Origin of the sequence: Thermanaeromonas toyohensis ToBE, from assembly GCF_900176005.1 — a bacterium.
GTDB classification, from domain to species: domain Bacteria; phylum Bacillota; class DSM-521; order Neomoorellales; family Neomoorellaceae; genus Thermanaeromonas; species Thermanaeromonas toyohensis.
Window position 1 is genome coordinate 3304413 of the sequence record NZ_LT838272.1, and the last position, 19317, is coordinate 3323729.

Below are 19317 nucleotides of genomic sequence, written 5' to 3' on the forward strand. Positions count from 1 at the left end.
CCTCTAAATCTACAATATATTCGCTTAAAAGCCCAAGAATTCCTCCTCCCCTAAGTTTCCGGTAGCTTATCTGGCCCTGAAGCCTGCTTTATCTTTTAAGCCTCGCCATTCCCCGGTGGGTAAGCGCAAAAGATAAGGTTCTCCTTCTCGCAGATATAACCGAGGAAGGCGAGCCGAAGTAAAGGGGCGACCTAGGCTTATCTCTACCTCTTCCCCTTCTTGCGCAGGAATATCTCCCAAATCTACCAAAGAAAGCTGCATGCCCACCCTACCTATTATGGGAACTGGTCTTCCTCGTACAAGGACCGCCTCCTCCCGGTGTTGCCACCCCCAATAGGCGAGAAAAGTTTTGGCCAGGAAACGGAGCAAATCTGGCCAAGATTTCGGCCGCGTGATAGCCGTCAACCCTAAGCCATCAGCATACCCCAAAGGTAAAACCCCCAAGCGGGTGGCACGTTTTGTTACATAATCGCCCCCATATCCTACCGCCGTACCCGCCGGAACCTCCCGGATATGGAGCAGACGGGCTTTAACCTTCCACGGATCCTGTAACTTAATCTCCTGGTGTATTGTCCCTGCTGGATAATGACCATAAAGAAGGGTTCCCACCCGGACCATATCCAAATGCATCTCTGGATAGGCAAGGCAGGCATAGCTATTGGCAATATGTTTTAAAGGGATCTTTAAGCCCTCTTCCTCCAGCTCCTGGCATACCCGGAAAAACAAACGGAACTGCTCCCAAGCCTTGCGGCTATGGGCAGCTTGAGCCAGGTGAGTATAGGCGCCTTCCACCACCACACCTGGCCAGGAAAGAATATCCCTTATTAAGGCTTTGACCTCTTCTGGCTCTAAACCTGCGCGGTACATACCACTCTCGATTTTAAGATGGATGCGGGCAAGCCGACCGGTCTCCCTAACAGCTTGAGCCACGGCTTCGGCCCCCCAGCGACTGGCTACTGCTAAAGTAAGCCCCCAAGCTAAGGCCTGGGGGATCTCTTCGGGCAATAAAGGGCTCATAACCAAAATAGGTATGGTAATGCCCTGCCGCCGGAGTTCTACCCCTTCGGCCAGGGTGGTGACCCCCAGGTAGTCCGCACCAGCCTGGCAGAACACCCGGGCAGCTTCTACAGCACCAGCACCATAGGCGTCAGCCTTGACTACAGCCAGTAAACGGGTAAAGGGCCTAAGTATCTTTTTTACCTCGCGTAAATTGTTCTCTAGGGCCGTCACTTCTATTTCTACCCAGCGGGGTCCCAAAAGCCCATATAACCCGGCCCTGGCCAGATGTTCTTGCTCCATCTCCTGCACCCCTGCCTTTTTATGGAGCCCTACTAATCTTCTCCCACAACAAGGGAACCCCCTCCCTGGCCTGCCCTGCTCTTTAACCTCCAAAAGAGCAGGTGGCGGAAGAAAGAATAGGCCGGTTGGGCCACCCGCCAGAGCCAGTAGTAAAAAGGGGAATATACCAAGTCATATTCCCCGATAAATTCAGTAAACACACCGCCGAAGCCCTTTTTAAACCGGTAAAGCCCATACAAGGGATGCTCTGGAGAAGTATCTCCAGGAACTCCGCGGAAATCGTACAGGGTACAACCCTGCTCCCGGGCCCAGCAGATCATGGTCCATTGCAAAAGATAATTAGGCATCACATTGCGATGGCGGTTACTGGAAGCACCGTACAGGTACCAAGCCTTATCTCCCAGTATAAAGGCTAAAGTGCCAGCGATGGGTTCTCCTTGGTAGTAAGCTAAGAAAAGCTTGGCATAGCCCCGTTCTACTAATTCCCTCCATAAAGTAAGAAAATAATCATAAGAACGTATGAGAAAACCATCCCTTAAGGCCGTCTCTTGCAGCAACTCATAAAATATCGGGAGATCCTCCAGGGTGCAATCTGTCTTTACTCTAACACCCCGGCGCTGGGCCAAGCCCAAGTTGTACCGCGTTTTAGGGTGAAAGTTCTTCTTTATCTCTTCTAGGGAAGGAGTAAGGCTTAAACGGAAGACATACCGGGGCTGAACCCCTTCAAAGCCGGTACCCTGGGTAGCCAGACGAAAACCTAAGCTTTTAAGGAGTTCTTTAACTTCTGTCCGCTCCGCCGGAATGGCAGGATCAATCTTAAGGAGAATAGCCCCTTCCTGCCGGGCCAGTTCCTGGACGGCTTGGAACAGAAAACGTACCAAGGAAGGATTCCCGAAATCCACCACCGGCCCCCGGGGGGCATAAAAGATGCTTTTACCGATATAGGGTAGCCGCCGTTTAAGAAGGGAAACTGCGGCTACCAGGCGGCCATCCTCCTCCACTACCAAGCGCAAGGGTTTCCACCCGGTTTTAGCCTTCACCTCGCCCCAGGCGAAGGTTTGCAAAATATGACCCTGGGGATGGTTAGCCACAAAACCATCAAAAAGCTTCTCTTCTTCAGGGGATATAAGGCGGTACTTTAAACCCATTTAAGTTCACCCTTTTTAAGGGCATAAGCCACTGCTGCCCCGATAAAGTCGCGGAAGAGGGGATGGGGTCGGTTGGGACGGGACTTAAACTCCGGGTGGAACTGGCAGGCTACAAACCAAGGATGGTCTTCCAATTCAATGATCTCCACCAGGCGGCCGTCTAAGGAGGTACCGCTTATAACGAGGCCTTTAGAGGTTAGCTCAGATCGGAAAGCATTGTTAAACTCGTACCGGTGCCGGTGCCTCTCATAGACCACCGCCTCACTATAGGCCGCCCGCGCCCGGGTTCCCTCCTTAAGACGGCAAGGATAAGCGCCCAGGCGCATGGTACCCCCCAAATTTTCTACTTCCTTCTGTTCAGGCAAAAGGTCGATAACTGGATAGGGAGTGCCAGGATCGAATTCAGCGCTGTGGGCCCCCTGTAAGCCGCATACATGCCGGGCAAACTCCACTACCGCTAGCTGCATCCCCAGGCAAATACCCAGATAAGGTATTTTGTTCTCCCTCGCCCACTGAGCAGCCAGGATTTTCCCTTCTATACCCCGCTCACCAAATCCTCCAGGTACTAGAATACCCGCACATCCCTCCAAGGCCTTATCCACACCATTAGGAGTAAGCTCACCAGAGTAGATCCAGCGGATGTTCACCGCCACCTCGTGGGCTAAACCGCCGTGGCGCAGGGCCTCCACAACGCTAAGATAGGCGTCGGGCAAAGTTATATATTTTCCCACTAGGGCGATGGTCACCTGGTGCTTAGGGTTTTTTAGCCGGGCTACCATGGCCCGCCAATCATCAAGCTGGGGAGGTCCGCATTGTAAGCCCAATTTCTCCACCACAATACGATCCAGGCCTTCTTTCTCCATCATAAGGGGTACCTCGTAAATAGATTCCACATCCACGGCCTGGATTACAGCTTCCCTTTCAATATCGCAGAATAGAGCGATCTTTTCTGCCATCTCCTGGGATAAGGGTCTCTCCGACCGACAAACAATAATATCCGGCTGGATACCTATGGAGCGCAATTCCTTTACACTATGCTGGGTGGGCTTGGTCTTGGCTTCCCCTGCCGCTTTTAAATAGGGTACCAGGGTTACGTGGATATATAAAACCCGGTCGCGGCCTATATCGCTTTTAAGCTGCCTAATGGCTTCCAGGAAGGGAAGGGACTCTATATCGCCAACAGTCCCCCCTATCTCAGTAATCACCACATCCGGGCTGGTTTCCTGGGCTATCTGGTATATCCGCTCTTTAATTTCATTAGTTACGTGGGGGATCACCTGGACTGTGCCCCCTAGGTAATCTCCCCGCCTTTCCTTGGTGATTACCGACCAGTAAACTTTACCGGCCGTGACATTGCTAGCCTTAGTTAGGTTTATATCTACAAAACGCTCATAATGGCCCAGGTCCAGATCTGTTTCTGCCCCGTCTTCGGTTACAAAAACCTCCCCGTGCTGGTAGGGGTTCATGGTCCCCGCATCTACGTTAATGTAGGGATCGAATTTTTGAATGGCTACCTTAAGCCCCCGGCTTTTTAAAAGCCTACCTAAAGAAGCGGCGGTTATCCCCTTCCCCAAGGAAGAGACGACACCGCCGGTGATAAAGATAAACTTAGTATTATTCCCCATCCTAGACTACATCCTCTCAGGTGCACTGATACCTAATAGGTGCAACACATTACGCAAAGTAATACGCGTAGCCTGTACTAATATAAGCCGCGGTCCCCGCAAAGCCTCTTCATCAGCTAGGACCCGGCAGTGGGTATAAAACGTATGGAAGAGGGCGGCCAGCTCTTGGGCATAGCGAGTTAACCGGTGGGGTTCTAGCGCCCGGGCAGCGCCCGCCACAACCTCCGGTAACTCAGCGATCTTTTTAACCAGCGCAAGCTCCGCCGGATGCTTTAGCAGGTTTAAATCCACTTCTTGGGGGGAAGGCACTTCTAAGCCCCGCTCCTTAGCCAGGCGCAGGATGCTGCAGATACGGGCATGGGCATACTGTACATAGTATACAGGATTTTCAGCTGTCTGGGAACGGGCTAGATCCAGGTCAAAATCCAGGTGGCTATCTGGTTTAAGCATAACAAAAAAGAAACGCGCTGCATCCCGCCCGACCTCTTCCAGGAGCTCCTCCAAGGTGACGTATTGGCCGGTGCGCTTGGACATGCGTAAGATTTCTCCCCCCTGGAAAAGCCGGACAAGCTGCATGAGGACTATCTCCAGTTTACTCGGATCATACCCCAGGGCAGCCAGAGCGCTCTTTAAGCGCCCTACATGCCCGTGGTGATCAGCACCCCAGATGTTGATAATGCGCTTAAAACCCCGCTCGAACTTATTACGATGATAGGCTATATCGGCCGCGAAATAGGTAGGTACCCCGTTCTGGCGTACCAGCACCTCATCCTTCTCCTCGCCAAAGGCTGTACTTTTAAACCACAAGGCACCGTCCCTTTCGTAAATATAACCCCGTTCCTTAAGATCCTCTATCACCTGGGCTACAGCTCCAGATTCATGAAGGCTGCGCTCGCTAAACCATACGTCGTAGTAAACCCCGAAATCCTCCAGCACCTTCTTTATAGCGGCCAATTTCTCCTGTAAAGCAAAACGGGTCAGAGCTTCCCGGCGCTCAACCGGGTCCCCATGGAGGTACTTATCCCCTTCTTGCTCAATAAAACGCTGAACCGTATCGATAAGGTCGCGGCCGTGGTATCCTTCCTCCGGTATTTCAGCCTTTATACCGAAGGCTTGAAGATAACGGGCTTCCAGGGAAAGTCCGAAGTTTTCAATTTGGTTTCCAGCATCGTTAATATAGAACTCGCGAGTCACCTCGTGACCAGTAGCAGTAAGCAAATTAGCAATGACATCCCCTAAAGCTGCGCCCCGAGCATTGCCCATGTGCAAAAGTCCTGTGGGATTGGCGCTTACAAACTCCACCTGGACCTTCTCCCCTTGGCCGATATTGGACCAGCCATAGTAGTGATCCTCGGCCAGCACAGCCGGCAATACTGGAAGGGCCCAGGTTTCCTCTAAAGTAAAATTGATGAAGCCTGGACCAGCCACCTCCACCTTGGCCACCCCAGGCAAAGGGCGGGGCAGGTGCCGCACTAAGATTTCCGCCAGCTCCCGGGGAGAACGGCGGGCCTGGCGAGCCAGCACAAAGGCTATGTTGGCAGCAAAATCGCCATGCTCCTTTTCCCTAGGTACTTCAAGCACAAAAGTGGGCAGCTCGTCGTAAGCCACCTCGCCGGCTGCCCTAGCACTGGCCGCGGCCTCCAGCAAGGCCCGGGCCAGCCGCGTTTTCATCTCTTGGACTATGTTCACGGTAACCTCCTATAAAGAACTTACAGTAATCTCCAGCTGGTTATTGCTCACCTTTTCGTCTTCCAGCTGCAATTCATATTCTAGATTAATACTTCCCCCTGCCTCTGTCAAGTCAACTTCTACCTTAGAAGGAAGGATAGTGAGGCGTAAGATACCATAAGGGGTGACGTAGAATCCATCGCTTAGAACCCCTTCTTCAAAGGTAGCCTTGTACTCAGTCCGGCCCATACGGTTTAAGGTAACTCGCGTGCGCTCTACTTTAAGGGAAGTAGTGATGCCTTCCATACCAGCCAGGCTGGATTCATTATACAGGATGTAAAAATGATCCTCGCGGCTGAAGAGCTGACCCGCCGTGATGAATTCAATGGAACTCTGTTCCCCCCAATCCGTAGTCTGGGTGCCCTTGACTTTAAGCAGCACCTCTTTTTTCACCCGCCCCCACCCTTTCTTTAAAATTAAAACCGGCTACTGATTATATTCGTTTTTTTGAGGTAATTTCCTCTTATTAACTTGCTATTAAGATAACTTTTAGGCCTTCCTTTTTATGGTTTGAGCCTTCCTTTTTATGGCCTCGGTTCCTACCGGCTTCCAGCCCCAGCAACTCTCTGATCCTCCGGCAGCCACCCTTCCCACCGCTAAGGCCACGGCCGCCACTTCGCCCATAAGGCGTTCGAAGGTTTCCGGGTGGAGGGATTGGGGGCCATCGCAGAGGGCGCGGGCCGGGTCGGGATGTACTTCCACTAAAAGGCCATCAGCACCAGCAGCAATGGCTGCCCGGGCTAGGGGGACTACATATTTCCAATTCCCCGTCCCGTGGCTGGGATCTACAATGATGGGAAGGTGGGAATTCTCTTTCACCACAGCTATGGCTGCCAAATCCAAAGTAAAGCGGGTGGCTGTCTCGAAGGTGCGGATACCCCTCTCGCAGAGAATAACCTGGGGATTGCCCGTATCTAGAATATATTCAGCAGCTAGCAACCACTCCTCAATGGTGGCCGCAAGCCCCCGTTTAAGTAGTATAGGTTTTCCAGTAGCTCCAGCCTCTTTAAGGAGCCGAAAGTTCTGCATATTTCGAGCCCCTATCTGCAAAGCATCAGCGTATTCAGCTACCAGGGGAACATCCCGCGTATCCAGCACTTCTGTAACAAAGGGTAACCCTGTCTCTTCCCGTACCCGGGCCAGGATTTTCAATCCTTCCTCCTCTAACCCCTGGAAAGAGTACGGGGAAGTACGGGGTTTAAAGGCTCCACCCCGTAAAATCTGGGCTCCGGCTTCCTTAACTGCCCAAGCAGTTACCATAAGCTGTTCTTCGCTTTCCACAGCGCATGGCCCGGCCATTACTACTATACTCCGCCCTCCTATAGGTACACCCCCTATACGCACGATGGTAGGGGTGTTCTTTAACTCCTTGCTTACTAGCTTATAGGGCTTGAGGATAGGCACGATCTTCTCCACCCCGGGAAGGTTGACCAAAGCATCCGAACTTAAAGCCCTTTTATCTCCAATGGCACCTATAACCGTCTTCTCCTGGCCGTAAATGGGATGGGCCTTAAAGCCTAATTCTTCTAAACGCCGGCACACCATGGCTATCTCTTCCCGAGTGGCGCCAGGCTGCATAACTACTATCATAGCTTAAAGACTACCTCCCTAAAAAATTTAAGCTCCCCGTCCCAGGGACGGGGAGCTTCTACCCGCGGTACCACCCTAGTTGACCCTTAAAGTTCAAGGGCCCACCTCTTTATAGGGTACGGGAAAAGTGGGCTTCCCCTTTTCCGATACCCCCTCCCTTTTAACGGCGGGAGCTCCGGCTAAACCTACTAGTGGGTATGCTCACCCACATTCAGCCTGCTTCTCCGAGGAGAACTTCAAAGTGCAGGGCTTAACCGGCCTCCCACCCTCGCCGGCTCGCTGGGTAAGCCGCCACACTTCTACTTTTCCTCTTCCTCGAATTTAAGGCCTTAATTTTAATTTTATGTTTTTGGTGTTACTATAGCATAGTAAAGCTTGGCCCGTCAAGGGGAGGGGGGCAAAAAGGGCTCCCCCGGAGCCTGACCATCATGGGTAGAAAGGTATTTGATATACTGGGCCACATAGTAATTAAAGCCTGTTAACGGCTTCCCCCGAACAGCCAGGTTCCACTTCTCTTTTGTTTCGGCACTCTCTAGGTGCCAGCTCTGTACCGCGCGGCTAAAATAACTCCGGATTTTCTGCTGGTTAAGCGTGTTGGGATTCATGGGGACGAAATAACTCCGGGCATAATTTACCCCCTTCCATTTTCCAAATACTACGGTTTTCCCTAAAGCGCCGCTGGCATCCATAGACATGAGAGGTGCGCTCACCTTAGCCATATCCCCTCACCTCCTTCCGGCCTCTATTCTACTTAAGGCCGGAAGAAGGTGCCAATTCCGTAACTGCCGACCTAATACCTGGAGATAGGCTCTAAAATAAACCAAAATAAAAAATTCCCCCCTATTATCCTTTAAAACTCCCTGGGAGGATCCGTTTAGGAGTTCCCACCCAGGGATAAAACAGGAAGGCCCCCCTGACTACCAGCCCCCCTTGAAAATACTATGGGTTCTGCATAGCAATACAGGCAGCCAGAGGGGCACCTCATGCTATACCATCCGAGATCGATGGAATGGGTGCATCCACAAGATAGCCGCTGCCCCTTGGACTTATCCGTCCGGCACGCTTGACCTTGGGGATGGAGGGCTGTTAAAAGATACCCATCTATACATCTAGATACTGGCCAGCCGGGAATACAGCAAGCATAAAGGGTGGCCCCTTCTTCGGCCGCTGTGGTAGCTAGATTTTCCCATATCTCCCGCCGTTCCTTTAAGCTAAGTTCTAGGGCCTTAAATCCCTGGGAAGCTAGTCTCCGCTGCACCTTGGGATAAACTTCCATAAAGGAAGTAGAAAAGTCGCGAACTCCAGCTCGAGCTGCTTCCCGGATGATCTCTGGCACCTTCTCTATATTGGACAAAATTTTCTTCCCCCGCTCTAAAACCACTAAGGGATCGGGACGGAGCCGGAGACGCCGGGGATCCCCTAAGAAATCGATAAGTTCTGGTAACCTGGCCAGCACCTCCTCTGGCCGGGGAACCCGGGGTTCTAGCGGTGTTCCTCCTAGACCAGTAACGGTGAGATGGACATAGAGTTGGTCGTATTTTTTTAAAACCCCGCGCATCGTACTTAAGACCACCTGGGGGAACTTGGTCCATATCACCACTGTATGCACCCGAGGAGGAGGGTAACGGCTTATAAGAACTTGCGCTAGCTTTTCGGCATAGAAATAGGGCTCCGTCCGGCGGGAAAGGCTTACTACCACTTTCATCCCTTTATTCCCTTTCATCCCCTCTACCTTCTTCTCCCCTATAATTTTCTTTTGCTTCCTTCTGGCTAGGTTTCTAGTTCCCACTATCTTTATGTGAAGGTTTATTCTCCACCAGCCCTAACTTCTACTATAGTCCGCTTATCCCCGATCCTGCGCGTAAACTTTATCTGATCTAGGTATTCCAGAAGGGGAAGTACATATTTTCGAGAACTTCCCAAGCGATCGCGGACAGCACCTAAAGTGAAGGGGCCTTCCCGCCCCAGGCGGCGTATCTCCTCCTGGGCAGCCGTTACAGCTTCCTTATGGAAATAAAGTTCATCCCCTACCTTGACCAGGTGCCCCTGGCGAACTAGAAAATGTAAAAGTTCCTCTAGCTCCTCCGGGGCAAGATCTAAACCCTGGCCTGCTTCTTCTGGTAAAGGTGGCTGGAACCAACCCGCCCGGTATCGTTCTATAAGGACTTGGGCTATCCTCTTTTGTCGCTCATCCAACTCTACCTTATAGGTGGCCAGAGCCACGGAGTTACCAACTAGGTTGATTTTACCTTCCCCTGACCACCGTTCGAGAATCCCTTGAAAGGTGCGCCAATCCAAACGGCTAAAGATCCTGCTCCTTAACTCCTCCTTCGGCAAGCCCACCCTTAAGGGATAGCGACGGTGGAAATCTTTAAGGAGAGGATATGTCCGTTCCCAAAAGCGTTCTAATCCCTCCGAGGTTATAACATATTGCTCGCCCTCGGCTGCTGGAAGCACAACCAGTTTACCTTGAGAAGCCTCTGCTTTTAGAACATCTTGGGCTTCCTCCAGGGTCAGCCCAGCCTGGGCAGAAGCTTTCTTTAGTTCTAGGCCCTCCTTGCTTCCCCGGATAATATCTAAGAAAATTTCAGGAAGGCTACCCTTTAAACGCTTTATTAAAGTCTCCAAGACTTGCCGGTCATAGCGGCGGTAGCGGGGGGTATTTACCGCTATAACTTCACCTCCCCCTATGGTTACTAGGGGAGAATAGGTACGGAGAATAAAACGGTCGCGAGGGGCCGCCACCACCGGTTCCTCTAAAACAAGCTGGGCTAGAGCTTCCATCCCGCCTTCCAGTTCCTCACGATCAAGCAGCACCACCCGGCCAAAAGCCTCCTTGGTAGCTAGGTAAAACCGGACCCGCTCCCTGTTCTTTAACTTAGCCCCTGGGAGAAGCTTTATGTTAGCATCTATCCTGACCGCCGGCTGCCATAGGCCAGGTTCTACCAGTACACTACCCCGCCGAATATCCTGTACTTCTACCCCGGCCAGATTTACAGCCACCCGTTGCCCGGCCTGGGCTTGGGAAACAGGATGGCCATGAACCTGCAACCCGCGGGCCCGGCCCCTTCGCCCTTCAGGCAGGATCTCTACCTCCATACCTGTGTCTATACTCCCGGACCACAGGGTACCGGTTACTATCGTGCCAAAACCTGGAAGGGAAAATACCCGGTCGATGGGTAGCCTTACCCGTCCAGAAGCTGGCCGGGGTGGAATCTCCAAGGTAATCCGGGCAAGAATCTCCTTAAGCTCCTTAAGCCCCTCTCCCGTGACTGCAGAAACCCGCACTAAAGGGGCCTCCTCTAAACTCGTCCCCCGCACCAGTTCTCGCACTTCCTCTTCTACCAAATCTAACCAAGCAGGCTCTACCAAATCTATCTTAGTGAGGACCAGGATACCCCGCTTGATCTGAAGGAGATCGATAATAGCCAGGTGCTCCCGGGTTTGGGGCATTACGCCTTCATCAGCAGCTACCACCAAAAGGACCACATCTATCCCCGCCACCCCAGCTAACATCTGGCGAATGAAGCGCTCATGCCCTGGCACGTCCACCAATCCCAGTTGGCGACCGTCAGGTAACTTAAGGGGCGCAAAGCCTAACTCTATAGAGATACCTCGTTCCTTTTCCTCCTTCAGCCGGTCGGTATCCACCCCCGTCAAGGCCTTAACCAAGAGGGTTTTACCGTGGTCTACATGCCCAGCCGTACCGACTATTACATGTTGCAAAACCACAATCCCCCTTTAGGCTAGAGCCCTAGCCAGGGCCCGCACAATATCTACCTCTTCACCAGGTAGCACTGTACGTAAATCTAAAAGGATGGCCTCATCCTGTATACGGGTTAAGACCGGCGGTTCCCCTTGCCGGAGCCGGGCTGCCAGCTCCACTGCGTTTAAGCCCAATGGCCTTATGGCGATCCCCCACGAAGGTAGTTCGGCCAAGGGCAAAGACCCCCCACCTGCCTGGGAAACTACTTGTACCAACTTTATTTCTACTCCAGGTAGTTCGCTCCTTTTAAGCAAGCGGTAGAGCTTCTGGGCCCGCCTCTCTAATTCCTCCTGCGGTAAAGTTAAAAGCCTTAGGGTAGGTATTTCCTCCCGCGCCCTCTGGGGATCCCGGTAGGCCCTTAAAGTGGCCTCCAAGGCAGCGAGAGTCAGTTTATCTATCCGGAGGGCCCGGTTGAGGGGATGCTTGGCGATAACCCGGATCAGGGCCTCGCGCCCCACGATGATCCCCGCCTGGGGTCCCCCTAAAAGCTTATCCCCGCTGAAGGTAAGGAGATCTACTCCCGCTGCCACTTCTTCTTGCACCGTAGGCTCGCCGTGGAGGCCGTAAAGGGAGAGGTCCACAAAAGAGCCGCTCCCTAGGTCCTCCATAACAGGAATATTATATTTACGCCCCAGGCTAACCAGCTCTCTGGTAGAGACCTGATGGGTAAAGCCGAGGATACGATAGTTGCTAGGATGTACTTTAAGGATAAGGGCTGTCTCAGGGCTAATAGCCCGCTCATAATCCGCAAGATAAGTCTTGTTAGTAGTCCCCACTTCCACCAAGCGGGTACCGCTCTGCATCATAACCTCCGGCACCCGGAAGGAGCCCCCGATCTCTACCAGCTCCCCGCGGGAAACAATAGTCTCCTTTCCCGCAGCCAGGGCAGCCAAGCAAAGAAATACCGCGGCAGCATTGTTATTAACCACCAAGGCCGCTTCCGCACCCGTGATCTCCCGGAGGAGATCCACCACATGGGTATAACGGCTTCCCCGCTCGCCAGTGTTCAGATCTAGTTCTAAGTTGGTGTAGTGGCTAGCGCATTCTTGAATAGCCTCTAAGGCGGGTAGGCTCAAAAGGGCACGCCCTAAATTAGTATGCAATACAACTCCTGTAGCATTGATCACCCGCCGGAGGCTAGGCCTTTCTAAGCAGGAGAACAACTCTGCTGCTTCAGCCGCAAGAATCTCCACCTGCGGAGGCTTTAAATTCTCCTTTAAAATGCGCTCCCGCCACCTCTCAAGCACTTGGCGCACACAGTCCTTAGCTTTCATACGATCGCGGGATACCGCTTCCGCTAAAAGGGGGCTTTTCAGCACTTCATGAACTGCTGGGAGGCTCCGGAGCAGCTCTTGAGCTAAAGGAATCTCCCCCTGCATAACCTTCACCTCAAGTTCTTTTTATCAATTATAATCCTCATCTTTTTTATAATCATTATCAAATTTAATCCTTGACACCGTTTCGCCTTCTGGCATATCCTGGATTGGGCAATCTAACGCTAAAATTTTCGCTTTAGCTGAAGTATACTATAGAGAGTTAAACCTAGTAAAGCCAGGATGATAACCAGGATGTTATAATCCCTGCATAGACCTGTGCCCCGAAGTTTTTGACTGGGATGATGAGGGCTCTTCTCGTGTGATTGTAAACGAGGTGCCCGAGGACTTGGAGGAGTACGTTAGGGAAGCCGTCGATACGTGCTCCAGCGGAGCGATAAGGGAAGTATAGACCGACCAAACAAAAAAGGTCGGCCCCTTTCCTGTGCCTCATCGCTCAACTTTACGGCTAAAGGGACCAACCCCGATATTGTTTTCCCTGACCTAAGAAACTTTATTCCCCCACTGCTTCGACCAGCCGGACCCCTGGTATTTTCTCATAATGCCGGCGGTTGTCCGTCAGGATGACCAGCCCATATTAAACTGCTGTACTCCCGATCAAAAGGTCCATGTCGGCTACTGTTATTCCCTTACTTCGCAGTTCTGCCCGGAGCCGCCCGAAGGTGCGGGCTACGTCTCGGGTTACGTTAACCACAACCAACCCCGCCAGAAAGTCGTTCAGCGTTTTCTCTTTGTCCTGCTGGTCTGGTGCCCGGAACACGCCTTCATAGAGCTCGCCCAGGGAAACTACGCTGACGCTCAGGCCTTCTTCACGGTAGACCTTCAACCTGGTTACATAAGGTTCTCTGCCGCGGAGATAGTATACTGCCCAGTCGGTGTCCACCAGGTATTTTGCATAGACTACCACTCGGGTACCGCCCTTCCCCCTCCGCGCCGCCGCGCATAGACTTCAGCCACAAAGCTGTCGGCGTCAAAGTCAGCCCAGGAACCAGCAGCCTTTTCGAATTTCTCGGCAGCTTCGTCTTCCGCCCTTTCGCGCTCTAAAGCGTTCAACAGTATTTCCTTCTCTTCCTTGCTGAGACGCCTGATCTCGTGAAGGATTCTCTCTACCATAGCCACCGCTATCCCTCCCGCCACTATTATATCCTGAACGCATTTATCTTTTCTAGCATTTTGAACCAATATTTAAAGACCAGGTTCCCCCAGCTTCGCCGCCCACTCCTCGGGGACGGACGATAACGGCCCCTTGGGGTGTTTCTCCTTCATACGTCACAAGATACCGCCTTTACCAAGGTAAGAGCCCGAGAGTTTAATCCCGAGCCCTCCTCACTCGTTTGGGCTTCAGTTCTAAAACTTTGAAAACCGGACCGCGCATGTAGATGTGGAGCTTCTTCAATGCTCCACACCCAGGAATTTCCTTAGATCACTTTCACTGGTCACCTCAAATATCTTCTCCGCCAACTCATCAAGCTCCTTCAAGGAAAGAGACTTTATCCTCTCCTCTACCTCAGAGGAAAGAAAACCTAAACGCTTCTTTAGCTGCCTCATTACTAAATCTTGTGCCTTTTCCCTCCGGCCCTCCTCCAGCCCCTGCTGTAACCCTTGTTGTAACCCTTCTTGCAGCCCCTTTTGCCACCCCTCTTGCCATCCCTTTATATGCCACGAAGTCCTAAGTTCCATTACCTTCTCAACCTCCTCCGCACTTAATTCCCTATGTAGCATCTCCTCTACTTCCTTCTCCTCTTCCGGGCTTGTAACCTCTTATCCTTGGGTAAGGGGTTTAGCACCCTCCTGGGTAACTAGATAGGTATCCTCCACGCCTACTGCGCCTTGGCCAGGAAAAACGAACTTGGGTTCTATGGCCAGAACCATACCTGGCTCAAGTACTGTCTCCTGTCCAGGAGCGAGCACCGGCCACTCATTTAATTCTAAACCCACCCCATGGCCTACAAAACCCGCCTTCCTATCCCAACCCATAAAATAATCAGCCAGCCCCGCTTGTCTGGCCTGTTTTACCGCTAACGCATAAAGTTCGCCTGCCGTTGTTCCTGGACGGGCTGCTTCTGCTAAAGAGCAAGCGATCTCATAAGCCACAGCCTGGGCCCGCTCCAAGATACGATCCACCTGCCCAGCAAAATAAACCCTGGTCTGGTCTACCAAATAATCCCCATATACCCCTGCATAATCCACTAGCAAAGGTTCCCCTGTTTCCCACCGCCGGGTACTGGCCCCCATGGGATATAGGCCAGAAAGGCCACGGCCGCCTATGGTCCAGGGAACACCTATCCCGCAAGCTCCGTTAGGGCCAGCAGCTACCACTCCTATGGGAAGCCCCTGTTCTTGGCCCCGGAAACGTACCCGGCCCTGGTGCCCCAACCGGCGGGCATAAGTTTCCACTTCTACCGCTATTTCTAGCTCCGTCATCCCAGGCCGAATATGCTCCCTTATGTACTGGAAAACTTTCGCATGCTGGGATGCCGAGTAGCGTATAGCCTCTAGTTCACTAGCCGACTTAACCATACGTAAGGTACGGAGATCAGGGCTTATATCCTCCCACTGGCAATCTGGAAAAAGAGCTTGATAGCGGGAAAAAAGTTTTAAGGAGATGATGTCCATCTCCGTACCCAGCCTTTTTAAGCCTTTAAAGCCCCAATCCGCAAGGGAAAGGGGTATTTCCTTAAAGCTCGATATAGGAACTACTGGATTCCATACTGCTTCTTCCTGGGCCCGTTCTACCTCGCCGTAAACCAGGAGCCGGGGCTCCCCTTCGGGAGGTACAAAAAGGTGGCCTTCGGGAGAAGTCCCTGCTAAATAAAAAAGATCAGCGGGCTGGAAGATCAGGGCTCCCTCCAGCTCTTTCTCCTTAAGCCTTTTTTGGAAAAGCTCAACCCTTAAACGGTATTCCTCCTTAAATCCCTCTTTCCCCATTATCCAATCTTCTCCTTCCATGCATAATATCGCCCAAAAAATAAAACCTAAATAAGAGGGTAAAACCTTCTGACCTCCCCCAAGTTAAATACTCTCTTTTAGGAGGGTGAGAACATGGAGATAACTCCTTGGCGCCCATGGCGAGAGATGGGCCTTTGGCCATGGCGGGAATTAGCGAGCTTGCGGGACGAGCTTATGCGAGCCTGGCCAGGAGCCTGGCTAGGTGGGCTGGTAGAAACAGGGCCACGGATAGATCTCTACCAAACAGACCAGGAGGTAGTGGTAACCGCTGAGCTGCCCGGACTGGCCTCTAAGGATGACGTAGAGATAACAGCTACAGAAGATACTTTAAGCATCCGCGGTGAGGTACGACGCTCCCAAGAAGCTGCCGAACGCAACTATCACCGTACCGAACGCTTCTACGGTACCTTCGCCAGGACCATAAGCCTTCCAGCCGAGGTGGAGCCAGAAAAAGCCACCGCATCTTACCGGAACGGGATCCTGGAGATACACCTCCCTAAAGCAGCCCAGCAAAGACAAAAGCGCATCCAGATAAATATCCACTGAAAACCACCCCTTCCTTACGGAAGGGGCTTCTCGTTTCCTCGAATTATTTATAGATCACGTTTAGGTGCTCGGGCCGGGAAAGGGGGCGGTTAACAGGTGTGCCTTCCGGGAGGTGGTCCCGCTTTTTCCCTTCAAACAGAAGTTGCACCTTGGTCACGCTAAAATCTTCTGTTAAGGTAAAGAGAAGGGAATTAACAAACATCGTTTCTGCTGTAGAGCCCCCACCGTACGAGAGGGCCTCGCGGCTCAAATCCACCCAGGCCACTCCATCCTGAATAAAGAAATTTAATAGTTTTGTACCTGGCCAAACGGTAGGGAGCAGGCCGCTATCCGGCGGGGGACCCTTAATTAAAGCTTCCATAGCTACCCGTTCCCGTTCTTTTTCTTTACCTGGAGGGATGGGTACAGCAACGGGGATAAGATAAAGGGCATTTTTATCGCTAAAATAAACCTGGACTGTATCCCCCTTTTTCCCCTCTTCTTTCACCAACGAATTCACGGAGGATGGCCGCTTTAAGGTATCCTCCACTTTAAGCCCACCTAGTTGTTCCACCCTTTGGCCCTCTACCAAAATCCTTATGTTTTCTATACCTTCTAGCTCCGTAAGGGTGAGCACCAAAGAGCGAAGGGCTAGTTCGGCCTCATAGGGAGTTTTAAGCTGCAGTAATTCCTTAGTCAAGTCTACATAAGCGATATTTTCGCCAGCTACAGAATACACCTCCCGGAGTTTGGTCCCCTCGGGTATAGTCCGGGCCAGCCCGTCCTGGGCCGGTCCAGCCAGGAGCTTCTCCACCGCCGTCTTAGCCACTTCCCGGGTTGGATTGATGCTCACCGTAACCGGCACTAGATAGCGACCATCGGGCGTGGCATAATAAATAAGCACTTGGCGGAGTTCCTGCCTATACAGTATAGGACGCATCTGTTTATCCGAAATAGTAAGGGGTGGCGCCGCAGCCACCTTAGCCCGGCGGGTGCATCCGTAGGTTCCGGCAAGGGCCAGGACCAAAAGTAAAATACTAGCAAGGCAACCCCCTACTTTTAACCTTCGCTTTAAGGAGAGGGCTGACATAGATAAATTTACACCCCCTTCTGGCCCTTAAGTAAAAATTGTTCGACAAAGGAGGAAGAAAATCCTCCCCGCCCATTTAGGCCCATTTAGAAAACCCCTCCGCTCCAGCAGAACTAGCCCGCACTGTTTCTACTTCGTTATAAGTGACCAAATATACGCTTTCGTCATATCATAGCTTATGTACTAGGAACCGAACTGTTCCTGGTGTAATGTCCGCCGCTTTAAATGTATAAAAAAGGCTTAATAAGCATATACTGTAGCCACGAGACTCTCGCAGGAGGTAAGGTATGGTTACATTCCCTTTTATCTCCCGCCATTTCCCAGATGATTTTAACCTCCTAAGCAAGCTCAAATACCATTACCAGGATCCTTTAGTGGTAGAAAAGCTGAGTTCCGGTCTAAAGGAGTACCTCTCACAGCTTAATCCCGACCACAGCCGGCCCCTCGTGGTTATGGGTATCGGGACCGATCGCTCCACTGGAGACAGCTTAGGCCCTTTAGTGGGAAGCAAGCTGGTTTCCTTCCCCGATTTTCCAGCGAGCGTTTATGGTACCCTGGAGGACCCTGTCCACGCGAGCAATCTTTCTGAAAAACTGGATCTTATACGGGCTACTTACCCCCATCCCTTCATCATAGCCGTGGATGCTTGTCTGGGACAGGCCGACAGTGTAGGGACCATCACCTTATCTCCCGGCGCCCTGAAACCGGGGGCGGGGGTAAACAAAGTTTTGCCAGCGGTAGGGGATATCCACTTCACAGGAATAGTAAATGTGGGGGGGTATATGGAGTACTTTGTATTACAGAACACCCGGTTGAGTCTCGTTATGCGCATGGCCGAGAGGATAGCCCTAGCCATCTACCATGGCGTCCTTAAGGCCTATGGTTTAAATGCTTATCCTGCTGTTCAAGGTTTCCAATAACTTCTCCTTAAAATAGCCAGTACTTCCTCATCCTCCACCTGGGGAAAGGAGTGATAAAATTGACCTACGGCGTAAAAGGGTTCGGGGGTAAACAGGCATACTACCTCGCTCACCAAGGGCCGTAAACGTTCCAGGGTATCTGGTGGCGCTACAGGCACCGCCAGGATAAGCTCCCGGGGTTCCTTCTTTGTTAAGGATATAAGGGCAGCTTCCATGGTAAATCCTGTGGCCAGGCCATCGTCAATGATGATCACCGTCCTCCCCTTTACCCGGGGTTCCTTGCGAGTACCCCGGTAAACCTGTAAGCGTCGCTCAATCTCCTTTATCTCCCGGTCGATCTCCGGGGTCAGCTCCTCCTTGTTTAACCCTAGAAGGTTTAAAGCTTTCTCATTGTATAAAACAGTGCCGTCCGGGGTTACTGCCGCTACTGCTAATTCTTTATTCCCCGGTGCCCCCACTTTCCGAGGAATAATAACATCTAGTTCAGCCTTTAAGGCAGCTGCCACTGGCCCGGCCACCACCACTCCTCCCCGAGGAATAGCTAAGATCAACACATCTCGCCCAGCAAAGGCGCTTAAGGCCTGGGCCAGCTTCTTGCCCGCTTCCTGCCGGTCTCTAAAGAGCACCTGGCTTCCCCCCCTGTTTTTTGTTTTTATTTTTCCCTTTCCGGGGTTAAGTAACCGAGGGCTATATGTAAAGCCTTTTCTTCCTCCTCGCTTATACGGTAGAGGGCTCGACCCCGTTTGACAGGCTTTAAAAAAACCCTCGTTTCTTCCCTGGAGTAAAGGCTAGTGAGGATAAAACCATCCCCTTCCTTAGAAAGTACGGCCAGGGCAAAGCTCAATTCGCTCCCTGTATCGGGGAAGGCGTTAAAGCGCACGAGCCCCACGCGGCAGAGGGTACTTTCCAGGCTATGTAAAATATCGCTAACTTTTTCTTCCAGGTGTTCTATCCGGTCCCGCACCTCTTTTAAATCCCGAAAGCGTTCCAGTACATTACTTAAATCCTCTATCTCTCCCACACCCGCCAAGCGACGCAATCTACGATCCAGACGCCTGATTTCTCCTAAGGTATGAAACATTATCATCAGCAGAATAACACCCACCACCAGGGTAACTATGCTTAAGTGCGGCACATAGGGAAGCATAAAGCGCATCCAGTAGTTTATATCTGCCAGCATAGCTTCGTGCCCCCTTGGAGAGTCTGTAAAAGTAAGCCTCAATTTAATTCCACACCGAAGCCCCTTTTCCCTTTTTGGGTTATACAAAAGAGTAAAGGCCGGGCTCGGTGAACAAGATACCCGGCCAGCCAGGGGCAGTGGAGTGGGAGCGAAGTGAAAGTGG

At 51.9% G+C, this 19317-nt stretch carries 20 protein-coding genes and 1 other annotated feature; of the genes, 3 read left to right on the forward strand and 17 right to left on the reverse strand.

Translation table 11 applies throughout. The features are described from left to right. Window positions 1–66 precede the first annotated feature (66 nt). From alr to selA, 10 genes are all read right to left on the reverse strand, one after another. A complete protein-coding gene (gene alr / locus B9A14_RS16690) occupies window positions 67–1299 on the reverse strand; it encodes an alanine racemase (RefSeq protein ID WP_084666934.1) in 1233 nt (410 codons plus the stop codon). Between the two features lie 32 nt (window positions 1300–1331). Next, window positions 1332–2447, reverse strand: a complete 1116-nt coding sequence (locus tag B9A14_RS16695; protein ID WP_084666935.1) for a lipid II:glycine glycyltransferase FemX — start codon at window positions 2445–2447, stop codon at window positions 1332–1334. Beyond that, window positions 2438–4072: a CTP synthase gene (pyrG, locus tag B9A14_RS16700; RefSeq protein ID WP_084666936.1), complete on the reverse strand. Its 1635-nt coding sequence runs from the start codon at window positions 4070–4072 to the stop codon at window positions 2438–2440. Before pyrG ends, B9A14_RS16695 begins: the two co-directional genes overlap by 10 nt. A gap of 6 nt (window positions 4073–4078) precedes the next feature. After that, window positions 4079–5761, reverse strand: coding sequence for an arginine--tRNA ligase (argS, locus tag B9A14_RS16705; protein WP_157110001.1), 1683 nt, complete (start codon window positions 5759–5761; stop codon window positions 4079–4081). 9 nt (window positions 5762–5770) lie between these two features. Further along, window positions 5771–6193 (reverse strand): YwiB family protein, encoded by a 423-nt coding sequence (locus B9A14_RS16710; RefSeq protein WP_084666937.1) that lies wholly within the window; start codon window positions 6191–6193, stop codon window positions 5771–5773. 96 nt (window positions 6194–6289) lie between these two features. Further along, window positions 6290–7390, reverse strand: a complete 1101-nt coding sequence (gene aroF / locus B9A14_RS16715; RefSeq protein WP_084666938.1) for a 3-deoxy-7-phosphoheptulonate synthase — start codon at window positions 7388–7390, stop codon at window positions 6290–6292. A 40-nt stretch (window positions 7391–7430) separates the two neighbouring features. Next, window positions 7431–7715 (reverse strand) — a binding site (T-box leader). Between the two features lie 58 nt (window positions 7716–7773). Further along, window positions 7774–8109: a hypothetical protein gene (locus tag B9A14_RS16720; protein ID WP_084666939.1), complete on the reverse strand. Its 336-nt coding sequence runs from the start codon at window positions 8107–8109 to the stop codon at window positions 7774–7776. Between the two features lie 155 nt (window positions 8110–8264). Continuing rightward, entirely contained in the window at window positions 8265–9179 is a 915-nt protein-coding gene (locus B9A14_RS16725) for a DUF1848 family protein (protein ID WP_231967851.1), read from the reverse strand. A gap of 17 nt (window positions 9180–9196) precedes the next feature. Then, window positions 9197–11122 carry a selenocysteine-specific translation elongation factor gene (selB, locus tag B9A14_RS16730; RefSeq protein ID WP_231967853.1) on the reverse strand — a complete coding sequence of 642 codons (1926 nt, stop codon included), beginning with the start codon at window positions 11120–11122 and terminating at the stop codon, window positions 9197–9199. Between the two features lie 9 nt (window positions 11123–11131). Then, window positions 11132–12535 carry an L-seryl-tRNA(Sec) selenium transferase gene (gene selA, locus B9A14_RS16735; RefSeq protein WP_084666941.1) on the reverse strand — a complete coding sequence of 468 codons (1404 nt, stop codon included), beginning with the start codon at window positions 12533–12535 and terminating at the stop codon, window positions 11132–11134. A gap of 205 nt (window positions 12536–12740) precedes the next feature. Between selA and B9A14_RS16740 the strand changes: the two genes are divergently transcribed. Then, window positions 12741–12881, forward strand: coding sequence for a ferredoxin (locus tag B9A14_RS16740; protein ID WP_084666942.1), 141 nt, complete (start codon window positions 12741–12743; stop codon window positions 12879–12881). Between the two features lie 186 nt (window positions 12882–13067). Here the strand turns inward: B9A14_RS16740 and B9A14_RS16745 are convergent, their stop codons facing one another. From B9A14_RS16745 to B9A14_RS16760, 4 genes are all read right to left on the reverse strand, one after another. Further along, entirely contained in the window at window positions 13068–13397 is a 330-nt protein-coding gene (locus B9A14_RS16745; RefSeq protein WP_084666943.1) for a type II toxin-antitoxin system VapC family toxin, read from the reverse strand. Further along, on the reverse strand, window positions 13391–13609 hold the full coding sequence (locus tag B9A14_RS16750) for a hypothetical protein (protein WP_172839197.1): 219 nt from the start codon (window positions 13607–13609) through the stop codon (window positions 13391–13393). The genes B9A14_RS16745 and B9A14_RS16750 overlap by 7 nt, the downstream gene beginning before the upstream one ends. 273 nt (window positions 13610–13882) lie before the next feature. Continuing rightward, window positions 13883–14170, reverse strand: a complete 288-nt coding sequence (locus tag B9A14_RS16755; protein ID WP_172839198.1) for a DUF4351 domain-containing protein — start codon at window positions 14168–14170, stop codon at window positions 13883–13885. An 81-nt stretch (window positions 14171–14251) separates the two neighbouring features. Next, window positions 14252–15439, reverse strand: a complete 1188-nt coding sequence (locus B9A14_RS16760; protein WP_084666946.1) for a M24 family metallopeptidase — start codon at window positions 15437–15439, stop codon at window positions 14252–14254. Window positions 15440–15532: 93 nt separating this feature from the next. On the opposite strand from B9A14_RS16760, the gene B9A14_RS16765 reads away from it, so the two are divergent. Beyond that, window positions 15533–15985, forward strand: a complete 453-nt coding sequence (locus tag B9A14_RS16765; protein ID WP_084666947.1) for an Hsp20/alpha crystallin family protein — start codon at window positions 15533–15535, stop codon at window positions 15983–15985. 43 nt (window positions 15986–16028) lie between these two features. On the opposite strand, the gene B9A14_RS16770 is transcribed toward B9A14_RS16765, so the two are convergent. Continuing rightward, a complete protein-coding gene (locus tag B9A14_RS16770; RefSeq protein WP_084666948.1) occupies window positions 16029–17054 on the reverse strand; it encodes a GerMN domain-containing protein in 1026 nt (341 codons plus the stop codon). A gap of 287 nt (window positions 17055–17341) precedes the next feature. On the opposite strand from B9A14_RS16770, the gene yyaC reads away from it, so the two are divergent. Then, complete coding sequence (gene yyaC, locus B9A14_RS16775) at window positions 17342–17974, forward strand: spore protease YyaC (protein ID WP_084666949.1); 633 nt, start codon at window positions 17342–17344, stop codon at window positions 17972–17974. On the opposite strand, the gene B9A14_RS16780 is transcribed toward yyaC, so the two are convergent. After that, window positions 17959–18600 (reverse strand): phosphoribosyltransferase, encoded by a 642-nt coding sequence (locus B9A14_RS16780; protein WP_084666950.1) that lies wholly within the window; start codon window positions 18598–18600, stop codon window positions 17959–17961. The two genes, yyaC and B9A14_RS16780, sit on opposite strands and share 16 nt — an antisense overlap. 26 nt (window positions 18601–18626) lie before the next feature. Further along, window positions 18627–19154, reverse strand: coding sequence for a DUF4446 family protein (locus tag B9A14_RS16785; protein ID WP_084666951.1), 528 nt, complete (start codon window positions 19152–19154; stop codon window positions 18627–18629). Between the last annotated feature and the right edge of the window lie 163 nt (window positions 19155–19317).

Coding starts and splice junctions, on each gene's coding strand:
- alr (WP_084666934.1), bottom strand. CDS start 1,299: ATGGAGCAAGAACATCTGGCCAGGGCCGGGTTATATGGGCTTTTGGGA.
- B9A14_RS16695 (WP_084666935.1), bottom strand. CDS start 2,447: ATGGGTTTAAAGTACCGCCTTATATCCCCTGAAGAAGAGAAGCTTTTT.
- pyrG (WP_084666936.1), bottom strand. CDS start 4,072: ATGGGGAATAATACTAAGTTTATCTTTATCACCGGCGGTGTCGTCTCT.
- aroF (WP_084666938.1), bottom strand. CDS start 7,390: ATGATAGTAGTTATGCAGCCTGGCGCCACTCGGGAAGAGATAGCCATG.
- B9A14_RS16720 (WP_084666939.1), bottom strand. CDS start 8,109: ATGGCTAAGGTGAGCGCACCTCTCATGTCTATGGATGCCAGCGGCGCT.
- selA (WP_084666941.1), bottom strand. CDS start 12,535: ATGCAGGGGGAGATTCCTTTAGCTCAAGAGCTGCTCCGGAGCCTCCCA.
- B9A14_RS16755 (WP_172839198.1), bottom strand. CDS start 14,170: ATGGAACTTAGGACTTCGTGGCATATAAAGGGATGGCAAGAGGGGTGG.
- B9A14_RS16760 (WP_084666946.1), bottom strand. CDS start 15,439: ATGGAAGGAGAAGATTGGATAATGGGGAAAGAGGGATTTAAGGAGGAA.
- B9A14_RS16765 (WP_084666947.1), top strand. CDS start 15,533: ATGGAGATAACTCCTTGGCGCCCATGGCGAGAGATGGGCCTTTGGCCA.
- B9A14_RS16770 (WP_084666948.1), bottom strand. CDS start 17,054: ATGTCAGCCCTCTCCTTAAAGCGAAGGTTAAAAGTAGGGGGTTGCCTT.
- yyaC (WP_084666949.1), top strand. CDS start 17,342: ATGGTTACATTCCCTTTTATCTCCCGCCATTTCCCAGATGATTTTAAC.
- B9A14_RS16785 (WP_084666951.1), bottom strand. CDS start 19,154: ATGCTGGCAGATATAAACTACTGGATGCGCTTTATGCTTCCCTATGTG.